Annotated in this window: 20 protein-coding genes and 1 tRNA gene; 6 read left to right on the top strand and 15 right to left on the bottom strand. The window is 65.3% G+C overall.

All coding sequences use genetic code 11. The features are described 5' to 3' along the window. Positions 1-124: 124 nt before the first annotated feature. The 13 genes from WFP44_RS13015 to WFP44_RS12955 all read right to left on the bottom strand — a co-directional run bounded on the left by WFP44_RS13015 (position 125) and on the right by WFP44_RS12955 (position 10960). A complete protein-coding gene (locus tag WFP44_RS13015; RefSeq protein ID WP_336926985.1) occupies positions 125-826 on the bottom strand; it encodes a ribonuclease T2 family protein in 702 nt (233 codons plus the stop codon). Continuing rightward, on the bottom strand, positions 826-1698 hold the full coding sequence (nadC, locus tag WFP44_RS13010; protein WP_336926984.1) for a carboxylating nicotinate-nucleotide diphosphorylase: 873 nt from the start codon (positions 1696-1698) through the stop codon (positions 826-828). Before nadC ends, WFP44_RS13015 begins: the two co-directional genes overlap by 1 nt. A 27-nt stretch (positions 1699-1725) precedes the next feature. Continuing rightward, positions 1726-2019 carry a hypothetical protein gene (locus WFP44_RS13005; protein ID WP_336926983.1) on the bottom strand — a complete coding sequence of 98 codons (294 nt, stop codon included), beginning with the start codon at positions 2017-2019 and terminating at the stop codon, positions 1726-1728. An 18-nt stretch (positions 2020-2037) separates the two neighbouring features. Continuing rightward, positions 2038-2838, bottom strand: coding sequence for a LytR/AlgR family response regulator transcription factor (locus WFP44_RS13000; RefSeq protein WP_336926982.1), 801 nt, complete (start codon positions 2836-2838; stop codon positions 2038-2040). Next, positions 2835-4091 (bottom strand): sensor histidine kinase, encoded by a 1257-nt coding sequence (locus WFP44_RS12995; RefSeq protein ID WP_336926981.1) that lies wholly within the window; start codon positions 4089-4091, stop codon positions 2835-2837. The genes WFP44_RS13000 and WFP44_RS12995 overlap by 4 nt, the downstream gene beginning before the upstream one ends. Positions 4092-4238: 147 nt before the next feature. Then, positions 4239-4931: a DsbA family protein gene (locus WFP44_RS12990; RefSeq protein WP_336926980.1), complete on the bottom strand. Its 693-nt coding sequence runs from the start codon at positions 4929-4931 to the stop codon at positions 4239-4241. A 10-nt stretch (positions 4932-4941) separates the two neighbouring features. Then, positions 4942-6336, bottom strand: coding sequence for a M48 family metalloprotease (locus WFP44_RS12985; protein WP_336926979.1), 1395 nt, complete (start codon positions 6334-6336; stop codon positions 4942-4944). A gap of 61 nt (positions 6337-6397) precedes the next feature. Continuing rightward, a complete protein-coding gene (locus WFP44_RS12980; protein ID WP_336926978.1) occupies positions 6398-7774 on the bottom strand; it encodes a PAS domain-containing protein in 1377 nt (458 codons plus the stop codon). A 119-nt stretch (positions 7775-7893) separates the two neighbouring features. After that, positions 7894-8355 (bottom strand): DUF2141 domain-containing protein, encoded by a 462-nt coding sequence (locus tag WFP44_RS12975; protein WP_336926977.1) that lies wholly within the window; start codon positions 8353-8355, stop codon positions 7894-7896. Next, positions 8316-9035 (bottom strand): sterol desaturase family protein, encoded by a 720-nt coding sequence (locus WFP44_RS12970; RefSeq protein WP_336926976.1) that lies wholly within the window; start codon positions 9033-9035, stop codon positions 8316-8318. The genes WFP44_RS12975 and WFP44_RS12970 overlap by 40 nt, the downstream gene beginning before the upstream one ends. Before the next feature lie 147 nt (positions 9036-9182). Beyond that, positions 9183-9686 carry an MmcB family DNA repair protein gene (locus tag WFP44_RS12965; RefSeq protein ID WP_336926975.1) on the bottom strand — a complete coding sequence of 168 codons (504 nt, stop codon included), beginning with the start codon at positions 9684-9686 and terminating at the stop codon, positions 9183-9185. Between the two features lie 46 nt (positions 9687-9732). Continuing rightward, positions 9733-10113, bottom strand: coding sequence for a hypothetical protein (locus tag WFP44_RS12960; RefSeq protein ID WP_336926974.1), 381 nt, complete (start codon positions 10111-10113; stop codon positions 9733-9735). Between the two features lie 61 nt (positions 10114-10174). Then, the gene (locus WFP44_RS12955) at positions 10175-10960 is read right to left on the bottom strand and encodes a hypothetical protein (protein ID WP_336926973.1); all 786 of its coding nucleotides are present in this window, start codon (positions 10958-10960) and stop codon (positions 10175-10177) included. 214 nt (positions 10961-11174) lie between these two features. Between WFP44_RS12955 and WFP44_RS12950 the strand changes: the two genes are divergently transcribed. Further along, on the top strand, positions 11175-11594 hold the full coding sequence (locus WFP44_RS12950; protein WP_336926972.1) for a DUF6152 family protein: 420 nt from the start codon (positions 11175-11177) through the stop codon (positions 11592-11594). Between the two features lie 288 nt (positions 11595-11882). After that, a tRNA-Arg gene (locus tag WFP44_RS12945) sits at positions 11883-11959 on the top strand. Between the two features lie 220 nt (positions 11960-12179). On the opposite strand, the gene WFP44_RS12940 is transcribed toward WFP44_RS12945, so the two are convergent. Then, positions 12180-13529, bottom strand: coding sequence for an alginate export family protein (locus WFP44_RS12940; protein WP_336926971.1), 1350 nt, complete (start codon positions 13527-13529; stop codon positions 12180-12182). A gap of 29 nt (positions 13530-13558) precedes the next feature. On the opposite strand from WFP44_RS12940, the gene WFP44_RS12935 reads away from it, so the two are divergent. The 4 genes from WFP44_RS12935 (at position 13559) to WFP44_RS12920 (ending at position 17163) form a co-directional block, all read left to right on the top strand. Next, the gene (locus WFP44_RS12935) at positions 13559-14518 is read left to right on the top strand and encodes a chromate resistance protein ChrB domain-containing protein (protein WP_336926970.1); all 960 of its coding nucleotides are present in this window, start codon (positions 13559-13561) and stop codon (positions 14516-14518) included. A 74-nt stretch (positions 14519-14592) separates the two neighbouring features. Further along, positions 14593-15918 carry a chromate efflux transporter gene (gene chrA / locus WFP44_RS12930; RefSeq protein ID WP_336927003.1) on the top strand — a complete coding sequence of 442 codons (1326 nt, stop codon included), beginning with the start codon at positions 14593-14595 and terminating at the stop codon, positions 15916-15918. 70 nt (positions 15919-15988) lie between these two features. Then, positions 15989-16657, top strand: a complete 669-nt coding sequence (locus tag WFP44_RS12925) for a superoxide dismutase (protein ID WP_336926969.1) — start codon at positions 15989-15991, stop codon at positions 16655-16657. Between the two features lie 14 nt (positions 16658-16671). Further along, positions 16672-17163: a chromate resistance protein ChrB domain-containing protein gene (locus tag WFP44_RS12920; protein ID WP_336926968.1), complete on the top strand. Its 492-nt coding sequence runs from the start codon at positions 16672-16674 to the stop codon at positions 17161-17163. Positions 17164-17170: 7 nt separating this feature from the next. Here WFP44_RS12920 and WFP44_RS12915 read toward each other — a convergent pair whose 3' ends face one another. Next, entirely contained in the window at positions 17171-18505 is a 1335-nt protein-coding gene (locus tag WFP44_RS12915; protein ID WP_336926967.1) for an MFS transporter, read from the bottom strand. Positions 18506-18543 lie beyond the last annotated feature (38 nt).

The following is an 18543-nucleotide window of genomic DNA, read 5'->3' as shown; positions in this document are numbered from 1 at the left end:
AGAGGCACAGGAGCACAGGGGCTTAGGGGCACCGATGAACGATCAGGTTTGGTAGGGCAGGAAGGTCGATTGGCCGAACCGCATCGCGCGGCACGTTCGGTGCCTCCGTGCCTCTGTAAGCGCCCTACAACCCCCGCCAGATCCGCACGCTGGCCGAATCGGGCGGGCCAAGCCTTCGCGGTGTGCAGCGGGTGCCACGGAAATCGCGCCCCATGCACAGGCGCATTTCGCGCAGCCAGCCGTCCTCGTTCAGCAGCAGGCCGATGCTGTCCGCACTCCAGCCCGGATTGGCCCGCGCAAAGGCTTCGCGCACATCGCCCGCCGTCAGATTGCGCTGGCGCGCGAGGCGGTCGAAATCGGGCCATTGCAGATTGTCGAACAGCAGGCGGGTGACGCGGAAATAGGTTTGCGGGGTGCCCACCATGCAGGAGCCGTGCTTGGCCCATTCATGCGCCAGCAGCCGCGCATCGGGCGTGGTGCAGAGCATCTGGCGGATCGTCGCCGGGTCGGGCTGGCGCGACGTGGGGCACCATTGCGGCCAGCTTTCGCCGCGCCCATTGGGCCACAGGCCGTGGACGATAAAGCCAAAGCGCCCCTCTCGCCCGGAACATTGGCGGGCGTGCGCCCGGGAATCTTCGCGGCCGCGGCAGAACTGCGGGCTCCACGACAAGGCGAGCGTATAGCCGGTGACCGGCATTTGGCGCGTGGGGCCGTCCGGCTCTATCGCGGGGACGGACTGGGGTGCGGCGGGCAGCGTGCATTGATAGGCCTGTGCCAGCGCCGGGGCAGGCGCGGCGAGCAGCAGGAATGCTGCCGCAAGCCGCATCACAGCAGATCGAAATCGAGGCCGATATCGGCGGCAGGCGCGCTTTGCGTCAGGCGGCCGACCGAGACGAAATCGACGCCGCTCGCCGCCTTCTCGCCAATCGTGGCGAGCGTTATGCCGCCCGATGCCTCGGTCTTTGCGCGACCTGCCACGATGCGGACTGCTTCGCGCAAGGTGGCGGCGTCCATATTGTCGAGCAGCAGATGGCTGGCCCCGGCGGCAATGGCGGGTTCGATCTGGTCGAGCCGGTCGACTTCGCAGATGATCTCGGCCACGCCCGCATCGCGCGCGCGGCGCACCGCTTCGCCCACCGATCCGGCGACGAGGACGTGGTTGTCCTTGATCATCGCCGCATCCCACAATCCCATGCGGTGATTGGTGCCGCCGCCCATGCGCACGGCGTATTTCTCAAGATGGCGCAGGCCCGGAATGGTCTTGCGCGTGTCGAGCAAGCGGGCGCGGGTTTCGCCCATGGCATTGACATAGGCGCGCGTCAGCGTGGCGATGCCGGAAAGGTGCTGCACGGTGTTGAGCGCGCTGCGTTCCGCGGTCAGCAGCGCGCGCGCATTGCCCGACAGGCGCATGATATCGGTGCCCGCGGGCACCGCCTCGCCCTCCTGCGCAAGCAGTTCGATCTCCATTTCGGGGTCGAGCGCGCGAAAGAAGGCGGCGGCAATCGGCAGGCCGGCGACCACAATGGCGTCGCGGCTGTCCATTACGCCCGAAAAGCGCGCATCGGCGGGGATCACGCTGGCAGCGGTGACATCCACCCCGCCGCCGGGAAGGCCCACGCCCAGATCCTCGTCCAGCGTGGCGTGAACAAAGGCGGGAAGGTCGAAGCCGGGGAGGGTGAATGGAGGGAGATTGCCCATCGATTTTTACTCTAACTTTTCCGCAAACTAATCTAACTTCTTTGAATTATAATAGTCCACAACATCAATGGTTTTTTCAAATAATGCGAAAACTCCTCCAAAAAAGCAGAGGATAATAAATATCAGCAGGAGCCAATCTGGTAAATATTCTTTGTAGAATGCAATCATAAAGCCGAGAGAAAATGAGAAAAGAGTAGAGCTTAGCTTTCGACACCACTTTCGGAACATGGCCCATTCTGATGGCAAACGCCTTGAGAGCTTCGGGAGAACAAGCAGCACGGCCAAAGCGAGCCCCATTATCGCTAAAATGACTTCGGCCATGCCCCCCTCCAAACGTCCCTAATGCACGAAGCGCGCCACCACGTCGCGGTAGGAGCGACTCACCTTTACCTCCGCGCCGCTCTCCAGCACCAGGAAGCATTCGCCATTGGTGTGCGGGCGCACCTGCCGCACCAGATCGAGATTGACGATGGTGGAGCGGTGCACGCGCTGGAAATTGCGCGGGTCGAGCCGGCGTTCGAGATCCTTCATCGTTTCGCGCAGGATCAGCGAATTGTCGCCGGTATAGATGCACATGTAATCGCCCGCAGCCTCGATATGCTCGATCGAATCCACATCGACGCGGAAGATCTGCCCGCGATCCTTGATGTTGATCATCTTTTCATAGCGGGCGGAGGTTTCCGTATCCTCGGCGGCGGTGATTTCCTCCAGGCTTTCGGGGCTGACTTCGGCCAGCACATCCTTCAGCTTTTCGGCTTCTTCGGCGCTGCGCTTTTCGGCCAGCCGCTGGCGCACGCGTTCGATCGTGTCGGCCAGCTTTGCCTCGTCCACCGGCTTCATCAGGTAATTGACCGCGTTCGCCTCGAAGGCGCGGATGGCGTGTTCCTCGTAAGCGGTGACAAAGACGAACAGCGGCGGTTCGATCTCCATCACGCCTTTCACCACCGAAAACCCGTCAAAACCCGGCATCTGGATGTCGAGAAAAACGAGGTCGGGCTTTTCGGTCTTGATCGCGCGGATCGCCTCGCGCCCGTTGGCGCAGGTGCCGATGACCTCGACATCGGGAAAGGCTTCCAGACGCAGTTGCAGGCCCTGAATGGCCAGCTTTTCGTCGTCGACAAGGATGGTGCGAATAGTCATTTCGGTAATCCAATATGCGGCAGGCCCGGTTCGGGTTCCGGTGAGCCCTGCGTTTTTTCGGGAATGGCGGCCGTGCCTCCGGCCTTTTGCGATTCCCCCTGTCTGGCGCCACCTTCGATACCGCCGCCCTGCGGGGCGCGTGTTTCGGGTTCGAAGGGGATTTCGATGATGACGGTAAAGCCTCCGCCTGCAGGCGTCACGATGTCAAAGCGGTGATCCTCGCCATAAGCCTGCGCCAGCCGGTCGCGGATATTGGCAAGGCCGACGCCGGTGGACACGTGCTTGCCCGGTGCCGGGCTGTTCTCGATGATGTCGCGGCGGGATGATCCTTGCAGGCCCGGCCCGGTATCCGCCACGGTCAGCCTGAGCCTTGTGCCCACCAATTGCGCGGCGACCGAAATGCGCGCGCCTTCTTCCTGCGCGGACACGCCATATTTTATCGCGTTTTCCACCAGCGGTTGCAGCAGCATGGACGGGATCAGCGCGCGCTCGGCCACCGGGTCGATGCGGAATTCGGTGCGCAGCCGTTCCTCGAACCGCATCCGCTCGATTTCCAGATAGAGCTGCAGCGTCTCCACCTCCTGCGCGATCGTCACCCTGGCGCCCGGCTGCGTCACCAGCGTATGGCGCAGGAAGCTGGACAGGCGGGTAAGCATCGCATTGGCGGGCGCGGTCTGTTTCAGCAGCACCAGCGTGCTGATCGAATTGAGCGTATTGAACAGGAAATGCGGGTTGAGCTGATAGCGCAGCATGGCCAATTGCGCAGCGGTGGCCTGTGCTTCCAGCCTCTCCAGCCGGTCGTTCTGTTCCTCCACCTGCAGGAAGAAATTGATCGCGTAATACAGCGCCGACCACGCGCCCAGCAGCGTCATGTCGAGGTAGAACACGCCCAGCACCAGGCTGGTGAAGCTGGTTTCGGCGGCTTCGGGCCTGAGGCTGATCGTCCAGGCGTTGATGAAGGCGGACACGAACACCGCCACTGCCAGCGCCAGCGCGGTCAGGCTCCAGGTGATCAGCGGGCGGCGCGTGATGAGATAGCTGTAGACGACCGAAAGGATCAGGCTGATCGAAAAGCCGGTGATCGTGGCAATCGTCACCAGCACCAGGAAGTCGAGCGGCCGGTCAGGATTGTTGGTGAGCGCGGTGGCCGACCGCAGCGCCATCGCCCCGCCCCAGCCGATCAGTTGCAGGCGCCAGAAGGCCCGGTTCTTGTCCGCGAAAAAGGGCGTGGGGCGAAACGGCAGCGCCGCCATCGATGCGCCGCTCCGGATGCCGCCCGCAGGCTGGGCCGCAAACGCAGCATTGCCTCCGTCCGCCCTGTTCCGTGCGGGGCGCGATTGCCGCCGGATGGAAGAAAACCGGGTCACTGCCAAAGGGAGCACCCCCCTGCCTTGCCCACGCTACGACGCACGGGCCTCGTCCAGCGCGCGGGCAATCGCCTCGCGCCCAACCGCACCGTTCAGCGCGCGGTCGCCCACGATCCAGGCGGGCGTGCCGTTGATGCCCAGCGTTTGGGCCAGAAAGACATTGTTCTGCAATTGGCTTTCAAAAAGACCTGCATCGATCGCCGCCCGTGCGCGGGCCAGGTCGACGCCAGCCTGCGTCGCTGCGGCCGTGATGGTTTCGGCCGTCACCTGCCCGGCGGCGAACATGGCGTTGTGGAAGGCGGCAAAGCGACCCTGCTGCGCGGCGGCCAGCGCCATGCGCGCGGCATCAGCGCTGTTCTGGGACAGGATCGGCAATTCGCGGATCACCACTTTCAGATCAGGATTGGCGGCGATCAGCGCGTCCACATCGGCCACGCTTTGCCGGCAGTAGGTGCAGGCGTAATCGGTAAATTCGACCAGAACTACGCTGCCCTGCGGATTGCCCAGCACTGCGCCGGGGAAGGGCGCTTCCAGTTCCGCCCGCACAGGCGCGATGCGATCTGCCGTGGCGCGGCGCTGCAATTCATCCATTGCGCGGGTCAGCACTTCGGGGTCGCGCATCAGCCACGCCTCGCTCTGCCGGTCGGCCAGCGGGGTGAGCATGAACAGCGCCGCACCGGCAAAACCGGCCAGCAGCGAAACGGCGATTGTGGCAATCCAGCGCATGATCACGGTGCTAGTCGCGATTGCCGCGCCGTTCAACTTGCCTCTCGATCTGCGCGCGCGCCTCGATCGCGACATCCTGTGCGCGCAGCCAGTCGGGCGAGCCCATGGGCAGGCCCTGTTCGGCGCCCTGCGCGCTCATCAACGCGCTGCGCGGATTGCCCGACATGATCTGCTGTTCGGCGCTGGCAAGCTGCGCGCGCGGAATATCGCCGCGCTGGCCGTAGACCACGCCCAGCTGATACCAGGCAAAGGGATTGCGCCGATCACGCCCCACGGCGGCGCGCAGCACGCGTTCGGCCTCCTCCAGATGGATCGGGTCTTCGGTGGCGAGCAGCGCATGGCCCAGCATCGGCGCGATCAGGGGATCCGCATTGGTCAGTTCGACCGACCGGCGCAGCGGCGCCAGCGCCTCGGCCGGGCGACCTGATTCGAGCAGGATCTGGCCCTTCAGCTCAAGGAAATAGGGGTTGTCCGGTTCCATCTCCAGCAGGGCATCGGTCTCGGCCAAAGCCTGCTCGATCCGCGCATCCTTGTGATAGGCATAGGCGCGGGCATAGCGGGCGGGCACCCCGGTCAGGTAGACGGGAAAGGCGTTCAATGTGCGTTCGGGCGTTGCCTGAAAGCCGAACAGCTTGGCCTTGATCCGCTGAAACCGTTCTTCCAGCACCGGATCATTCGGCGTGTCCCAGGCCGGATCTTCCATATAGCCATCGCGCAGCGCCGCGATGCGGCTGCCCGACATGGGGTGCGTGCGCGCATATTCGTATTCGCGGTCCTGGCTGATGCCGCGGCGGAATTCATAGCTTTGCAGCTTGCGGAAGAACTCCAGGCTGCCGCGCCCGGAAATCCCGGCGGCGGACAGATATTGTGCGCCGGCGGCATCCGCGCTGGCTTCCTGCGTGCGGGTGAAGGCAAGGAACTGGCCCATCGCCATCTGCTGGCCCAGTGCCATTACGCCCATCGCCGCCTCACCCCCGCCCGCCAGCGCGGCGGCAATCCCGGCCAGCGCGGACAGCAGCGAGATGCGCATGGCATTGCCCGCCCCTTCGCTGAAGCGGATGATGTGGCCGCCGGTGATATGGCCCAGCTCGTGCGCCATGACGCCTTGCACCTCGTTGGCGGTATCAGCGGCCGCGATCAGCCCGGTATGGATATAGACGCGTTGCCCGCCTGCCACGAAGGCGTTGATCGAATTGTCATTCACCAGCACGACTTCGACCGAACCGGCACCAAGCCCCGATGCCTCGGCCAGCGGGTCCATCATGTCGCGCAGCAATTGCTCGGTCTCGGCATCGCGCAGGATGCTTTGCGCTGCGGCCGGCTGCACGCTGGCGAGGAGCAGCGCGAAAACCGCAGCGCAATGCGCCACGAGGCGCGGCAAGGCGAGAGTAAGGAGGGGTCGCATGGCCCCTTGGTAACCCGCCCGCTCCTGAACGCAAAATGAAGATCGGCAGCCGCGGCTGCATTCAGCCGGTGAGCTTGCGCGCCGCGCGTTCGATCAGGGCAATGTCCTGCGGCACTTCGCCCAGCAGCGCCACCGTGCCTTCGGGCGTGCGGCGCACCAGGATGAGCGCGAATTCCGCCCCTTCGCCGGGCACGGCATCCAGCGGTGCGGGCGGCAATGCGCGCAGGCGGCGGGCAATCGCCTTGCGCGGGCCGTCAGCCATCCGCCTGGCGCTGGCAGGGCTGCCCTCGCGGCGCAGGCGCCGTTCCTCGGCCAGCACGCCTTTCAGCCCGCCTTCGGCCCGCGCCAGATAGGCGGCGAGTTCGCCCCGGCCCAGCCCCACACGCCGGGCATGGGTCAGCGCGCTGGCATATTCGGCCAGCCGCGTCTTGTCGTAATCCGCGCCGAACACCAGCTTCACCACCGGCGTCATCGGCGCGCGGCTCTGCATCGGCAGCCCCGCATCGGCCACCAGTTCGGCAAATTCGTCCGGAGCATCGGCAGCGGCCAGCGCGAAGTCATAGGCACGGCCGATCGCCTCATATAAGGCACCGCGTGTACGGTCTTCGTTGTTCCGCGCCTGCATGGCCTGGTCGCGCGCAGCGGCAAGCCAATCGGCCAGCCCCATTGCTGCGCTCACCGGCGCGCCGGATGCGGGCTGATCGAAGCTGTCCGGATCATCGAGGCCGAAGGAGGGCACGGGCAGGCCATGGTGATCGCGCGCGGCATAGGCAGGCTGGGCCGGTGCGATGGCGGCGGCGGGGCCATCGGCCCAGTCGGCCATCGGCAGCGGTTCGGGGGCGGCACGCGGCGGCGCGGCTTCGGCGGCAAGCGCCTGGTCGATTTCCAGCAGCAGCTCGTCCGCCATCTGCGCGTCGGCCAGTTCCTTCCAGTTGATCACGCCGAAGATGAAATCGATCGTCTCGTCATCGCTGGAAAAGGGCAGCAGAATGCCGCGATACATGATGGTGGAACCGTGCTGGTTGACGAATTCCGCCTCGAACCCGATCGGCGCCTGGTTGGCGAGGATCTGCATATAATGGTCGGTAATGCGCGACAGCAAGGAGCGCGCGGGCACATCGGACAGCATCCGGATGGGCGCGCCATCGCCGCCACATTCCTGCGCCAGCTTTTCGCCCAGAAAGGCAACGGCCGGGTTTTCGATCCCGGTGGAAAAGTCGAGCAGCACGCCGTGCGGGCCGAAATCGGGCAGGCTGAGCGGGTCGAGATCGTCGATGTGGGGGAAATTGCGGTTATCGAGCAGGCTGGCCCAGAAATTGTAGGCGCGCACCTGCATCCGGCGCTCGTCGCCGCCAACAGGCGCTGGCGGGGCGTCGTGGACGACCTCGTCATCCAAGGCCGTGTCGTGCGAATCAAAAGCGCTGCGCAAGCTGTCCATTGAAGCTGTATCCCCGTCAAATTACGGGCTTCTTTTGGGCGCTTGTGGTAAATTATTGGTGAAGTTGCGCGGGGAACCGCTGCCATTGGCGCAACAAGACGCCATATGGCGCGCGGCCGTTACAGCATATAACGCATCCGCACGGTCTTCTGCACGGGGCTGGTGCCCACGGGGAAGGAGGCCTGATCGAAACCCGGCGGCCCCATGCGCACCGGCGCATCGCGCGAGAAGCCGAAGCCTTCGCGCGGGATCATCAGCATCCGGTCCGCACGGCCGTTGCTGTTTTCATCGTGCAGCAGCGACACGGCATAGGTGCCGGGCGAAACCCGGTCGAATTCGAGCACCAGATTGGCGCGCGCCGGCACGGTCAGCCGGTGCGATTGCGGATCGTCGCGGCAATCGGGGAAATGTTGCGGGAAGGCGGTGAGGCAGGCCTGCACCAGCCCCTGCCCGTTGCGCAAATCCGTCACCGCCACGCTCACCCGTGTCGTCACCTCGACCGACGAGGCCGGGCCGGGCAGGCCCGCCGCCACCAGCGCGGCTAGAGCGAGCGGGGCGAAAGGCCGCGATCTGTGCCGCATAGCTTGTCCCAGAATCGAAAATAGAGGCCGAAATTGCATAAATACTCGTCATGATGCCGCTGATGGTGGCTGGCCGTTATCAGCCAATTCCCTGCGCGGGAATGAACAAGCCAGCGCGGAAACATCTCCCACCCCATGTGATTGGTTACGCCCATAACGGTCATGATCAGCAGGACAAGCCCCAGCATCGCCACATGGATCGGCACCAGAAAGACCAGCGCGGGGATAACGATTGCGCCGGTCAGCGCCTCGATCGGGTGAAAGCTCATCGCGGCCCATGCGGTGGGCGGGCGGCTGGCATGGTGCACCGCGTGCGCACGCTTGAACCAGCGCGGAATGTGCATCCAGCGATGCGTCCAGTAAAACCAGGTGTCGTGCAGGAACAGATAGATGAACAGCGAGAGAGGCAGATACCACAGCGGAAACGCGTTCCATTCGGTATAGATGCGCGTCCAGCCCAGATCCTGCCACATCCACGCGACCACGCCTGCCGGCACGCCGTAAATCGCGGCCGAGACAAGCGACCAGCCGATTTCGCGGCGGATCTGTGCATCGAGGCCGGTGTAAAGTCCGGGCCGCACCCGCGCTGTCGCAAAGGCAAACAGGCCGCTGGTCGCCAGATAGCGCAGGCCCACGATCAAGGTCATCGCCAGTGCGGAAAGGATGATCGCAAGCAGCATTGCAGCCCTGTTAGCAAACCCGGTGGAACAGACCAAAGCCTTTGCGACGGTTATACCGGCATTGCTTGCCAGAGCGTTGCCGCCCGATCACGCTGACAGGACGCGCCACAGGAAGCGCCACAGGACGCGCCAGGCAGGCGCGGCGCCCTAATCCGCCGTTCCCAGCGCCCACGCGGCGCAATGCGGATCGGTCAGCACCGCATGGCGACGCATGGCGGCACGCGCCAGCCGCTCCACCTCGACCTTGCGCCGCGCGGGCGCCAGCGGGTGGCTGGGGGCAGGCCGGATGATTTCGGCATCATATTCATCCGCCACGATCACCCCGCACAGATCGGGGCGGAAATCCTCCCCTTCCAGACAGGCCCGGTCCAGTTCGGGCGGAAGGCCCCAGAAGAACCGGTCGCAGAAATCAAGGTAATCGGGCCATTTGCCATCGCCCATCAGATCGCCGCGCGCAGTCTTGATCTCGACAATCACGATGCGCCCCTTGGCATCCAGCCCCATCAGATCGGCGCGGCGGCCATTGCGCAGCGGCATTTCAGGGATCACCCAGATCCCGTTGCGCGCGAACAGGCGGCCAATCCCGCGCGCCACGGCCAGCGCACGCGGACCAGAAATGGTTTCGACAGGTGGTGCGGGCGAATCAAGCATGACGCCACGATGGAACGAAAGAGGAACACGGTCAAGCCGTGCCTGATTACGCGCTGCGCAGCGGCCCCATTCCGCCGGTCTGCGGCAGCAGGGCCAGCATCGCGGTGCGGGCCGCGTGAAATTCGGCCCACAGCGCACGGGCGGCAGGGCGCGGATCGGCGCCGCGCGCATTGATCGCCAGCAGCGCGGCAATCCCCTGCTCCATCACCGCCGCCAGATCTTCCACCGCGTCAAGGGCCAACTGGCGCTGCCAGGCCGGGCATTCGCGGATGAGCAGCGGGAAATTGCGCAGGCGCAGGTCAGGCGCTTCCGGTTCGGCCCCGGCCAGCGCCGCCACCACCGCACCCGCATCGCTGAGCGCCGCCCAGCGCAGGCTGGTGGTGTTCGGGCTTGCCGGATTTGCGGGGCGGGGCGGTGCTGTTGCCATGGCATATACCCTAGCGCGTGCGCCCTTGCGATTTGGTTAGCAGGCGCCGGGCGAGCCGCCCCTATTCGATGTCGTCAAAGCCCAGATCGATATTCGCTCCGTGCTCGCCCGATTCCAGCCGGTTGTTTTCCGCACACACATATTCGCGCATCGGGAATTCGTTATCGAGCCTGTAGGCAATGCGCGTGACATAGGGGCGCGCCAACACGTCCGGATTGGTAATCGTGTATTCCACCATCAGCTGGCCGGGCGCGGGCATCCAGATATGTTCGTGCACATGGCTTTTTTCCGTGTGCGGGATGCCGGCAATGATGTTGGTGCGCGGATGCAGGCCGATCGTGTCCACCACCAGCATATCGCCGTCCCAAAAGCCGATCGAATTGCCGTTGAAGAACAGGTCCGGCTCCTCCGGGTGGCCGCGTCCGTCGGTATAGATGCGGCGGATCTGGTCATAGGCTTCGGTCAGGATTGTCACCCGCCCCGGCGAAAACAGGATCTCGATCGGATAGGGTTGCTGCATCACGCCGGGAATGCCGGGCGGCAGGCACTGTGCCTGCGCTTCCTGATTCGGCCCGTTTTCACGGATCGATTCGCGATAGGCGTCGTAAGCGGCCTGCGCCTGCGGAGTGAGCACGGGCGGCACGGCGCGGTTGGAAAACAGCGCGCCCCAATCGGGATACCAGATGCCCGTCCAGTCGGGCAGCGCCATTGCTTCGGCATAGGCTGTGGCGCGGGGTGGCGTGAAAGTGTCCTGCGCCACGGCTGGAAGTGCCATCAGCATTGCTGCGCCCGCCATGCTGCCCGCTGCCCATTTTACCCGGCCTGCCCGGTTAATGGCCCAGTTCATCCCTTACCCTCCCCATTCGTCGTTTTGCGCGCTCGATCTTGCGCGAAGCTGCGGCCTCAGCATTACCGCCTGCGTTGCCTTTGCCCATGCAATTGATGTCGCAATTCGTATCAAGTCAAGCAGGCGGGTTGATTCTGTCCGGCCAATGCTGGCACAATATGCGCCGGGAAGCTCGGGCACGCGGGGCGTGACCCGTCGCGAGGAGAGAAAACGCATGAAAAGCACCACCACTGGCCACCGGGTGCGCTTTGCCGCGCTGGCTGCCGCATTGGCCCTGGCAGGCGGCGCCGCGATGACGGTACCGGGATCCGCGCACCATTCGACCGCGATGTTCGCCTGGGGGCAGGAAGTCACCATGCAGAATGTGACGGTGGAACGCTGGGAATGGACCAATCCGCACACTTTCCTGTATGTGCGCGATGCGCAGGGCACGCGCTGGGCGTTTGAGGGGATGAGCCCTAACCATCTGGTGCGCTATGGCTGGTCGCGCACATCGCTCGCGCCGGGCCAGGTGATCAGCCTGACGCATTACCCGCTGCGCGACGGGCGCAATGGCGGCTTCAACGTAACCGTGACGCGGCCCGACGGTCGCCGCCTCTCGCAGTTTGGCGAACGCGGATCGGTGCAGAACTGACCGCTTGCCGCAGGCCCAAGGCGAGCAGAGCAGATTTAAGCTTGGCGCATCGCCCGCCCGTTGCTAGGCGGCGGCAACACGCACCCGTAGCTCAGCTGGATAGAGCGCTGCCCTCCGAAGGCTCACGTCCAACGCGAGAGCAGTGTCTTTATACAGGTAATCCGGGCACTTAGGAAGACCCAAGAAAGGACGAACGAAAAAACTCACCAAAAACTCACCGCGATTGGACGGCCCGATTGATCGCGGATTGACCTTCTTCGGCGCAAATCATACGGCTTCAAGCCATCCGCACCCGTAGCTCAGCTGGATAGAGCGCCGCCCTCCGAAGGCGGAGGCCACAGGTTCGAATCCTGTCGGGTGCGCCAAAATTCCCAAAGAAATTCAGTTAGTTGAGAGAGCGATCACCTCTCCTGATCGCGAATCGGTCGGTCCAAAAACTCACCAGCTTGGCTGGCATAATGCCCGCAAACCCCTGATTTCCAGCGGAAACGCCCCGAACTTTACTCACCGTATGCAGTCGGTGATGGTTGAAGCGTGCGGATTTGAACTCGGCCTCGTTCGGAACTCCAAAGCCACGTAGTTGCGTCAAAATCCTGCCGTGACCGCGATAGAAACATAGCGGGTGTTGCCCGTTCGCGGCGCATTGGGCGCGTCCTCCAGAAATCGCCCCTTGCCGAGCCAGGCGCCATTGATCTCGGCGCGCAGCAGATTGGGGATCAGCCACCAGCGCACCCGACCTTCGATCTGGTGTCCGGCGAACGAGCCGGATCGGCCCGACGGATCGCGCACGCCCGTCGTCGAGAAAGCATCGGTCCTCTCGGCGAGCCACATCGCCCGGTAGGCGACGAACCCGTCAAGTCGGGGCGTCGGCGCCATCTCCAGCCTGACGCCCGGCGTGCTGATGTTGGCACGGCCGATCTGCGCATAGATGCCCGCCGGGGCGAGGTCTGCGCGGCGCATCCCGAACAGCGTGTCGAACCGCCCATAAGAACGGCCTGATCCATCGCCGCTGGCATGGTCATATTCGACCGACAGCCGCGCCTTGAGCGGGCCGGGGAATGTGTAACCCGCATCGGCATGGAGGAACCAGGCCGACACATCGAGTTCGGGCGCGTCAGCGGCAAGCGACGATCGGACAGAACCAAACTGATAGATGCCCTCGACCTCGAAATCCGCCTTGCCCGGCGCGGGATCGCGGATCAGCCGCGCACTGACATTGTGGAGATGGCGGTTGCGCGTCGGACGTCCCGGCGCATCGCGCTCGGTAAGGCCGATATAGCCGATCTCCACCAGAGCGCCCGCCACGACGCGCGGCCTGCTCACCAGCCCGCCCCAGAGTTGCAAGTCGAAGCTCTCGCGGTCGAGCCTGACCTTGTTGTCGAGGATCGACGGCCGATCGTCGGGCAGGCGCACCTGCGGCAGCGTATAAAACAGCGTCGCGGCCGTGCCGTTGCTCGCTCGGATGTCGCCGCGCAGGCCCGAATAGCCGTTGGTGGTGTTGCGATAGTCGTCGGCGGCGACCAAACGCCGCGAGCCAAGATTGAGGGTGAACCGGCCCGCCTGCACGGCCAGCGCCGTGCCCCGGCCAAAGGGTTCGCGAACCTCATAGCCGATATAGGCTTGCACCGGCTCCAGCGTGTTGACCTCGGCCGTGCCGATCGCGCTTCCCGGCTGGCTGCCATAAGCCCGGCTGTCGTATAGCTCGATCCCGGCGCGGAATCCGTTCTCCCGATATTCGGCAAGGATTATCGTGCGGATGCTAAACAGCTCGTCCTCGGCGCCGAACCCGGCGCGCGCTTGCCCGTCTAGCGCCTCGTAGCGCATACGCACCGAACCGGAGAGCGTCAGACCATCGGGCGGCGCCTGTTGCGCAGAGGCGGGTTGCGCAATAGCCGCGATCAGCGTGGCAGCGGATATGAGATATAGTTGTTTCATCGAGTCGGGTGCGTTGATACACATGCACCATGATCGCTTCAACTGACTCAGAACATTGGCTGGCGCTGCTGCATCAGCTTCCGGCAAAACCGCCCTATCTGCGCGTGAAAATCTGGCGCCGCTTGCAGGCGATCGGCGCGGTGCCGCTCAAGAACGCCGTCCACGTGCTGCCGCGCCGCGAGGAAACGGAGACCGCCTTTCGCGACCTGCTCGCCGAGATCACCGCCAGCGGCGGCGAGGCCGTGCTGATCGACGCGCGGCTGATCGAAGGCCAGAGCGATGCCGAACTGCGCACCCTGTTCGATGCGGCGCGCGACGCGGACTATGACGAGCTGGCCGATGCCGCGCGGCGGCTGCTCGATACGGGTCCGGCGTCCGGTCCCGACATCGCCAAACTCCAGCGGCGGCTTACCGAGATCGTCCGGCTCGACTTTTTCGGCGCGCATGGCCGGCAGGTCGCAGAAGCGGCGCTGCGCGAGTTGGACGAGCAGCGTTACGCGCATCCCGATGTCAGCCGGTCGGACAAACCGCCCGAGCTGACGCTCGCCGACCTCAAGGGCCGGACCTGGGTGACGCGGCGCGGCGTCCATGTCGACCGGATCGCCTGCGCCTGGCTGATCCGCCGCTTCATCGACTCCAAGGCGAGTTTCAAGTTCATCAGCGGCAAAAGCTATACGCCCGAGGCCAGCGAGCTGCGCTTCGATATGGTCGATGCCGAGTTCACCCATGAGGGCGATCGGTGCAGCTTCGAGACGCTGGTGCTTCGCGCCGGGCTGGATGGCGATGCCGCGCTGGTGTCGATCGCACAGATCATCCACGAGTTGGACATTGCTGACGGCAAGTTCGACCGGCCCGAGGCGGCCGGGCTTGGCGCGATGCTGTCGGGCGTCTGCGCGTCCACCGACGACGATCTCGACCGGATCGCGCACGGCAGCGACGCGCTCGACCAGTTCCACGCCTATTTCAGCAGCCGGAAAGCCGAGCGGTGAGCGTCACCGTCACCCAGCCGCTGGAGCGGTCGGACGCGCCATACCGGGATCACGGCATCCCGTTCGGCGAGGCCATGCGTGTCTGGACGCGGATCGCGGCATTGAGCTTCGGCGGTCCCGCCGGGCAGATCGCGGTGATGCACCGTATCCTGGTCGACGAGAAGAAATGGATCGGCGAGGAGCGCTTCCTGCACGCGCTCAACTACTGCATGTTGCTCCCCGGTCCCGAGGCGCAGCAGCTCGCCGCCTATATCGGCTGGCTGCTCCACAAGACGAAGGGCGGGCTGGTCGCAGGCGCTCTGTTCGTCCTGCCCGGATTCCTCGCCATCCTGGCGCTCAGCTACATCTATGTGCTGCTCGGCCATGCCCCGCTGATTGAAGGGTTCTTCTTCGGCCTCAAGGCAGCAGTACTCGCCGTGGTGGTCCAGGCCGTGGTGCGCGTCGGTTCGCGGGTGCTCAAGAACAATGTCATGCGCGGCATCGCCGCCGCCGCGTTCGTCTCCATCTTCTTCCTCGACGCGCCGTTCCCGTTGATCGTGCTCATCGCCGCTCTTGCCGGGTATATCGGCGGGCGCAGCGGGCTGACCGCATTCAAAGGCGGCGGCGGACATGGATCGGCGGCCGGCAATGTCGTCCACGACCGCGATACCGCGCTCGGCGAGGGGCTTCCCGACCATGCCCGGCCCAACCTCGCCTGGTCGCTCAAGATTTCCGGCGCGCTGCTGCTCCTCTGGCTGGCGCCGGTCATCGTGCTGCTCGCGCTGCTCGGCCCGGACGACGTGTTCACCCGCATCGCGACCTTTTTCAGTCAGATGGCGATCGTCACCTTCGGCGGCGCCTATGCGGTCTTAGCCTATGTCGCGCAGGAAGCGGTGGGCACTTATGGCTGGCTCCGGCCCGGCGAGATGCTCGATGGCTTGGGGCTTGCCGAGACGACGCCGGGACCGCTCATCATGGTGGTCCAGTTCGTCGGCTTTCTTGCGGCCTTCCGCGATGCGACCGGCCTGCCGCCGCTGGTCGCCGCAACGCTGGGCGCGATCCTCACGACCTGGGTGACGTTCCTGCCATGCTTCCTGTGGATCTTCGCCGGCGCCCCGTTCGTCGAGCGGCTGCGCGGCAACCGGGCGCTCTCGGCGGCGCTCACCGCGATCACGGCGGCGGTGGTCGGCGTGATCCTCAACCTCGCGCTCTGGTTCGCCATCCACACACTCTTTGGTGACGTGCGCGAGGTCAGGATCGTGGGCGCCGGGTTCGAGATGCCGGTCCTTGCCTCCCTGAACCTGCCCGCTCTGATATTGGCGGCAGGCGCCGCGCTCGCGGTGTTTCGGTTTAAGGCCGGCATGATCCCGGTGCTGTTCGCCTGCGCCGGCGTCGGCGCGGCCTACGTCCTCCTCACATGAACGGAGAAGTGCCGTGACGGAAGTTTCGCGCAGATCGGCCGTGAAGGCCCTTGGAATAGGAGCAGTTGTGATGGCAGCGATGGATAGCGTCGAAGCGCAGGAACCCAAGGCAACGCCCCCTCCCGCCTTCGCGGGCGGGCATCAGCCCAAGCCCCTCAAGTTCGATCCGGCAAAGCTCGATGGCCTTTCCGAGCGGCTCATCAAGTCGCATTGGGAGAACAACTATATCGGCGCGGTTCGCACGCGGAACATGATCGAGACCCGGCTGGCCGCCGCCCTCGCCGATGCCGAGCTGCCGCCGGTCGTTTACGGCGGCCTCAAGCGCGAGGAACTGCACCGCACCGGCTCGGTGGTGCTGCACGAAATCTATTTCGACGGGCTGGGCGGCAACGGCCAGGCAGGGGGCGCGGTGCGTGACGCGATCACGGCCGCGTTCGGATCGTTCGCCACCTGGGAAGCCGAGTTCCGCCGCACTGGCATGAGCCTCGCGGGCGGCTCGGGCTGGACCATTCTCGCCTATAATCTCCATACCCGCTCGCTCCACACGCATTGGGCTTGGGACCATATGCACGGGGCCGCTGCGGGCGTGCCGCTGCTCGCGCTCGATATGTATGAGCACAGCTTCCACATGGACTATGGCACCCAGGCGGCGAACTACATCGACGCTTGGTTCAGGAACCTCGATTGGGAAGCGGCCGATCGCCGCTACGCGCAGGCGATCACGGCCGCCCGGACCTGACGCGGGAGGCGGCGATGAAATGGATCACCCGCGAGCGCCCCAAGATCGACCGGATCGCCTGTCCCTGGCTGATCGCGCGGTTCATCGACGAGGCGCCGGAGTTTCTCTATGTGCCGGCCGGCGAGGTATTCGCGGTCGCCGAGCGCGAAGGCGCTATCCCCTATGACATCCCCGGCGCCGAGCTGAGCCATGACGGGGAGAAATGCAGCTTCGATGCCTTCCTCGACCGCTATGGTCTCGACGATCCCGCGCTGGCCCAGCTCGCGCTGATCGTGCGCGGCGCCGACACCTCGCGGCTCGACCTGACGCCGCAGTCGGGCGGCCTGTTCGCCATCTCGCTCGGGCTGTCGGCGATCTATCCCGACGACCATGCGATGCTGGCGCAGGGGATGATCGTCTATGACGCGCTCTATGCCTGGTGCCGCTCCTGCCAGGGCGAGGCCCATGTCTGGCCCCCGGCCGGCTTCGCCCTTCGTTCGGACAGCGCGCAAGGCCGAACGCACTGATCCGCCGCTACCGGATTGGCCAGTTCGGATGCAGTTCGTCGATCACGAAGGCATGGGCGGCACGGCCTTCGGGATGCCCCTTGGCGAGATGCGGATGGCCGGGCGGCAGGTCATCATGGCTATGTGCCACCACTTCGGGATCTTCGGCAGGCCAGATGCCGAACGCGATCACCGTCCCGATCAGCGCCAGCACGGTTGCGACCACCAGCGCCGTCCCCATGCCGCCCGCCGCGCCGGTCTGGCCAGCAAGCGGATAGGCGATCAGCCAGCAGACATGGCTGAGCGCGAACTGCGCGGCGAACAGGGCAGGACGATCCGCTTTGCCCGATGACCGGCGCAGCAGGCGGCCGCCCGGCGTGATGCTCGCCGAATAGGCGATGCCGAGCACGAACCAGCCGACGAGAATGACACTCCAATAATCGGGCGAAGAATGACCGCGCCAGGACAAAGCGAGCGCGCCCAGCGCGACCGTCATTGCCGACGCCGCCCCAAGCATCACGGTCCGGTCGGGCAGCCGTTCGAGCAGGCGCGGCAGCAGCAGCGCCGCCAGCATCGAGCCGCCGCCGAACGCGGCAAGCGCGAGCGCCACCGCGCTTTGCCCGCGCCCGAGCGCCGCCTGCACCAGCACCGGGGTATTGACGATCACCATCGCGCTCGCGGCCGCGGCGGCGAGCGTCACCGCCAGCAGTCCGCGCAGCCGGGGCGTCTTGAGATACAGTCGGGCGCCGCGTGTGGTGTTGTCGTAGATGCCGCCTTTGGGTCTGACGGCGGTGGAGCGCGGCAGGACGGTGGTCAGCACCAGCAGCGCCGAGCAGGCGAACCCGACCGCCGTGCCCGAGAACAGCCAGTGGAAGTTCATCACCGTCAGCAGCGCGGCGGCGAGCATCGGGCTGGTGAGGCTCTCCATGTCATAGGCGAGCCGCGAGAGCGACAGCGCCTGGGTATAATCCTTCTCGTCCGGCAGCACGTCGGGGATGGTGGCCTGAAAGGTCGGGGTGAACCCGGCCGAGGCCGATTGCAGCACGAAGATCAGCACATAGACCTGCCAGACCTGATCGACGAACGGCAGCGCCAGCGCGACCAGCCCGCGGACCACGTCCATCGCCACAAGGAAACGGCGGCGCGGGAGCCGGCTGGCATAGGCGCCGACGATCGGCGCGACGCCGATATAGGCGACCATCTTGATCGCCATCGCGGTGCCGAGAACGGCGCCCGCGTCGGCGCCGGCGATGTCGTAGGCGAGCAGGCCGAGCGCAACCGTGGCGAGGCCGGTGCCGATCAGCGCGATGATCTGCGCCAGGAACAGATGGCGATAGGTGCGATTGGCGAGAACCGAGAGCATGGGAGGTGTCCTTGGCGGGTCCGCTCCCGTGTGTCATC

The organism is Alteraurantiacibacter palmitatis, from assembly GCF_037154115.1.
Lineage (GTDB): Bacteria > Pseudomonadota > Alphaproteobacteria > Sphingomonadales > Sphingomonadaceae > Alteraurantiacibacter > Alteraurantiacibacter palmitatis.
The sequence above is the reverse complement of the archived record's forward strand: the minus strand, read 5'-3'. Positions and strand labels throughout refer to the sequence as shown.

What these genes read in the sequence shown, in the direction of transcription:
- WFP44_RS13015 (WP_336926985.1), bottom strand. Translation starts at nt 826, where the DNA reads ATGCGGCTTGCGGCAGCATTCCTGCTGCTCGCCGCGCCTGCCCCGGCG.
- nadC (WP_336926984.1), bottom strand. Translation starts at nt 1,698, where the DNA reads ATGGGCAATCTCCCTCCATTCACCCTCCCCGGCTTCGACCTTCCCGCC.
- WFP44_RS13005 (WP_336926983.1), bottom strand. Translation starts at nt 2,019, where the DNA reads ATGGCCGAAGTCATTTTAGCGATAATGGGGCTCGCTTTGGCCGTGCTG.
- WFP44_RS13000 (WP_336926982.1), bottom strand. Translation starts at nt 2,838, where the DNA reads ATGACTATTCGCACCATCCTTGTCGACGACGAAAAGCTGGCCATTCAG.
- WFP44_RS12995 (WP_336926981.1), bottom strand. Translation starts at nt 4,091, where the DNA reads ATGGCGGCGCTGCCGTTTCGCCCCACGCCCTTTTTCGCGGACAAGAAC.
- WFP44_RS12990 (WP_336926980.1), bottom strand. Translation starts at nt 4,931, where the DNA reads ATGCGCTGGATTGCCACAATCGCCGTTTCGCTGCTGGCCGGTTTTGCC.
- WFP44_RS12985 (WP_336926979.1), bottom strand. Translation starts at nt 6,336, where the DNA reads ATGCGACCCCTCCTTACTCTCGCCTTGCCGCGCCTCGTGGCGCATTGC.
- WFP44_RS12980 (WP_336926978.1), bottom strand. Translation starts at nt 7,774, where the DNA reads ATGGACAGCTTGCGCAGCGCTTTTGATTCGCACGACACGGCCTTGGAT.
- WFP44_RS12975 (WP_336926977.1), bottom strand. Translation starts at nt 8,355, where the DNA reads ATGCGGCACAGATCGCGGCCTTTCGCCCCGCTCGCTCTAGCCGCGCTG.
- WFP44_RS12970 (WP_336926976.1), bottom strand. Translation starts at nt 9,035, where the DNA reads ATGCTGCTTGCGATCATCCTTTCCGCACTGGCGATGACCTTGATCGTG.
- WFP44_RS12965 (WP_336926975.1), bottom strand. Translation starts at nt 9,686, where the DNA reads ATGCTTGATTCGCCCGCACCACCTGTCGAAACCATTTCTGGTCCGCGT.
- WFP44_RS12960 (WP_336926974.1), bottom strand. Translation starts at nt 10,113, where the DNA reads ATGGCAACAGCACCGCCCCGCCCCGCAAATCCGGCAAGCCCGAACACC.
- WFP44_RS12955 (WP_336926973.1), bottom strand. Translation starts at nt 10,960, where the DNA reads ATGAACTGGGCCATTAACCGGGCAGGCCGGGTAAAATGGGCAGCGGGC.
- WFP44_RS12950 (WP_336926972.1), top strand. Translation starts at nt 11,175, where the DNA reads ATGAAAAGCACCACCACTGGCCACCGGGTGCGCTTTGCCGCGCTGGCT.
- WFP44_RS12940 (WP_336926971.1), bottom strand. Translation starts at nt 13,529, where the DNA reads ATGAAACAACTATATCTCATATCCGCTGCCACGCTGATCGCGGCTATT.
- WFP44_RS12935 (WP_336926970.1), top strand. Translation starts at nt 13,559, where the DNA reads ATGATCGCTTCAACTGACTCAGAACATTGGCTGGCGCTGCTGCATCAG.
- chrA (WP_336927003.1), top strand. Translation starts at nt 14,593, where the DNA reads ATGCGTGTCTGGACGCGGATCGCGGCATTGAGCTTCGGCGGTCCCGCC.
- WFP44_RS12925 (WP_336926969.1), top strand. Translation starts at nt 15,989, where the DNA reads ATGGCAGCGATGGATAGCGTCGAAGCGCAGGAACCCAAGGCAACGCCC.
- WFP44_RS12920 (WP_336926968.1), top strand. Translation starts at nt 16,672, where the DNA reads ATGAAATGGATCACCCGCGAGCGCCCCAAGATCGACCGGATCGCCTGT.
- WFP44_RS12915 (WP_336926967.1), bottom strand. Translation starts at nt 18,505, where the DNA reads ATGCTCTCGGTTCTCGCCAATCGCACCTATCGCCATCTGTTCCTGGCG.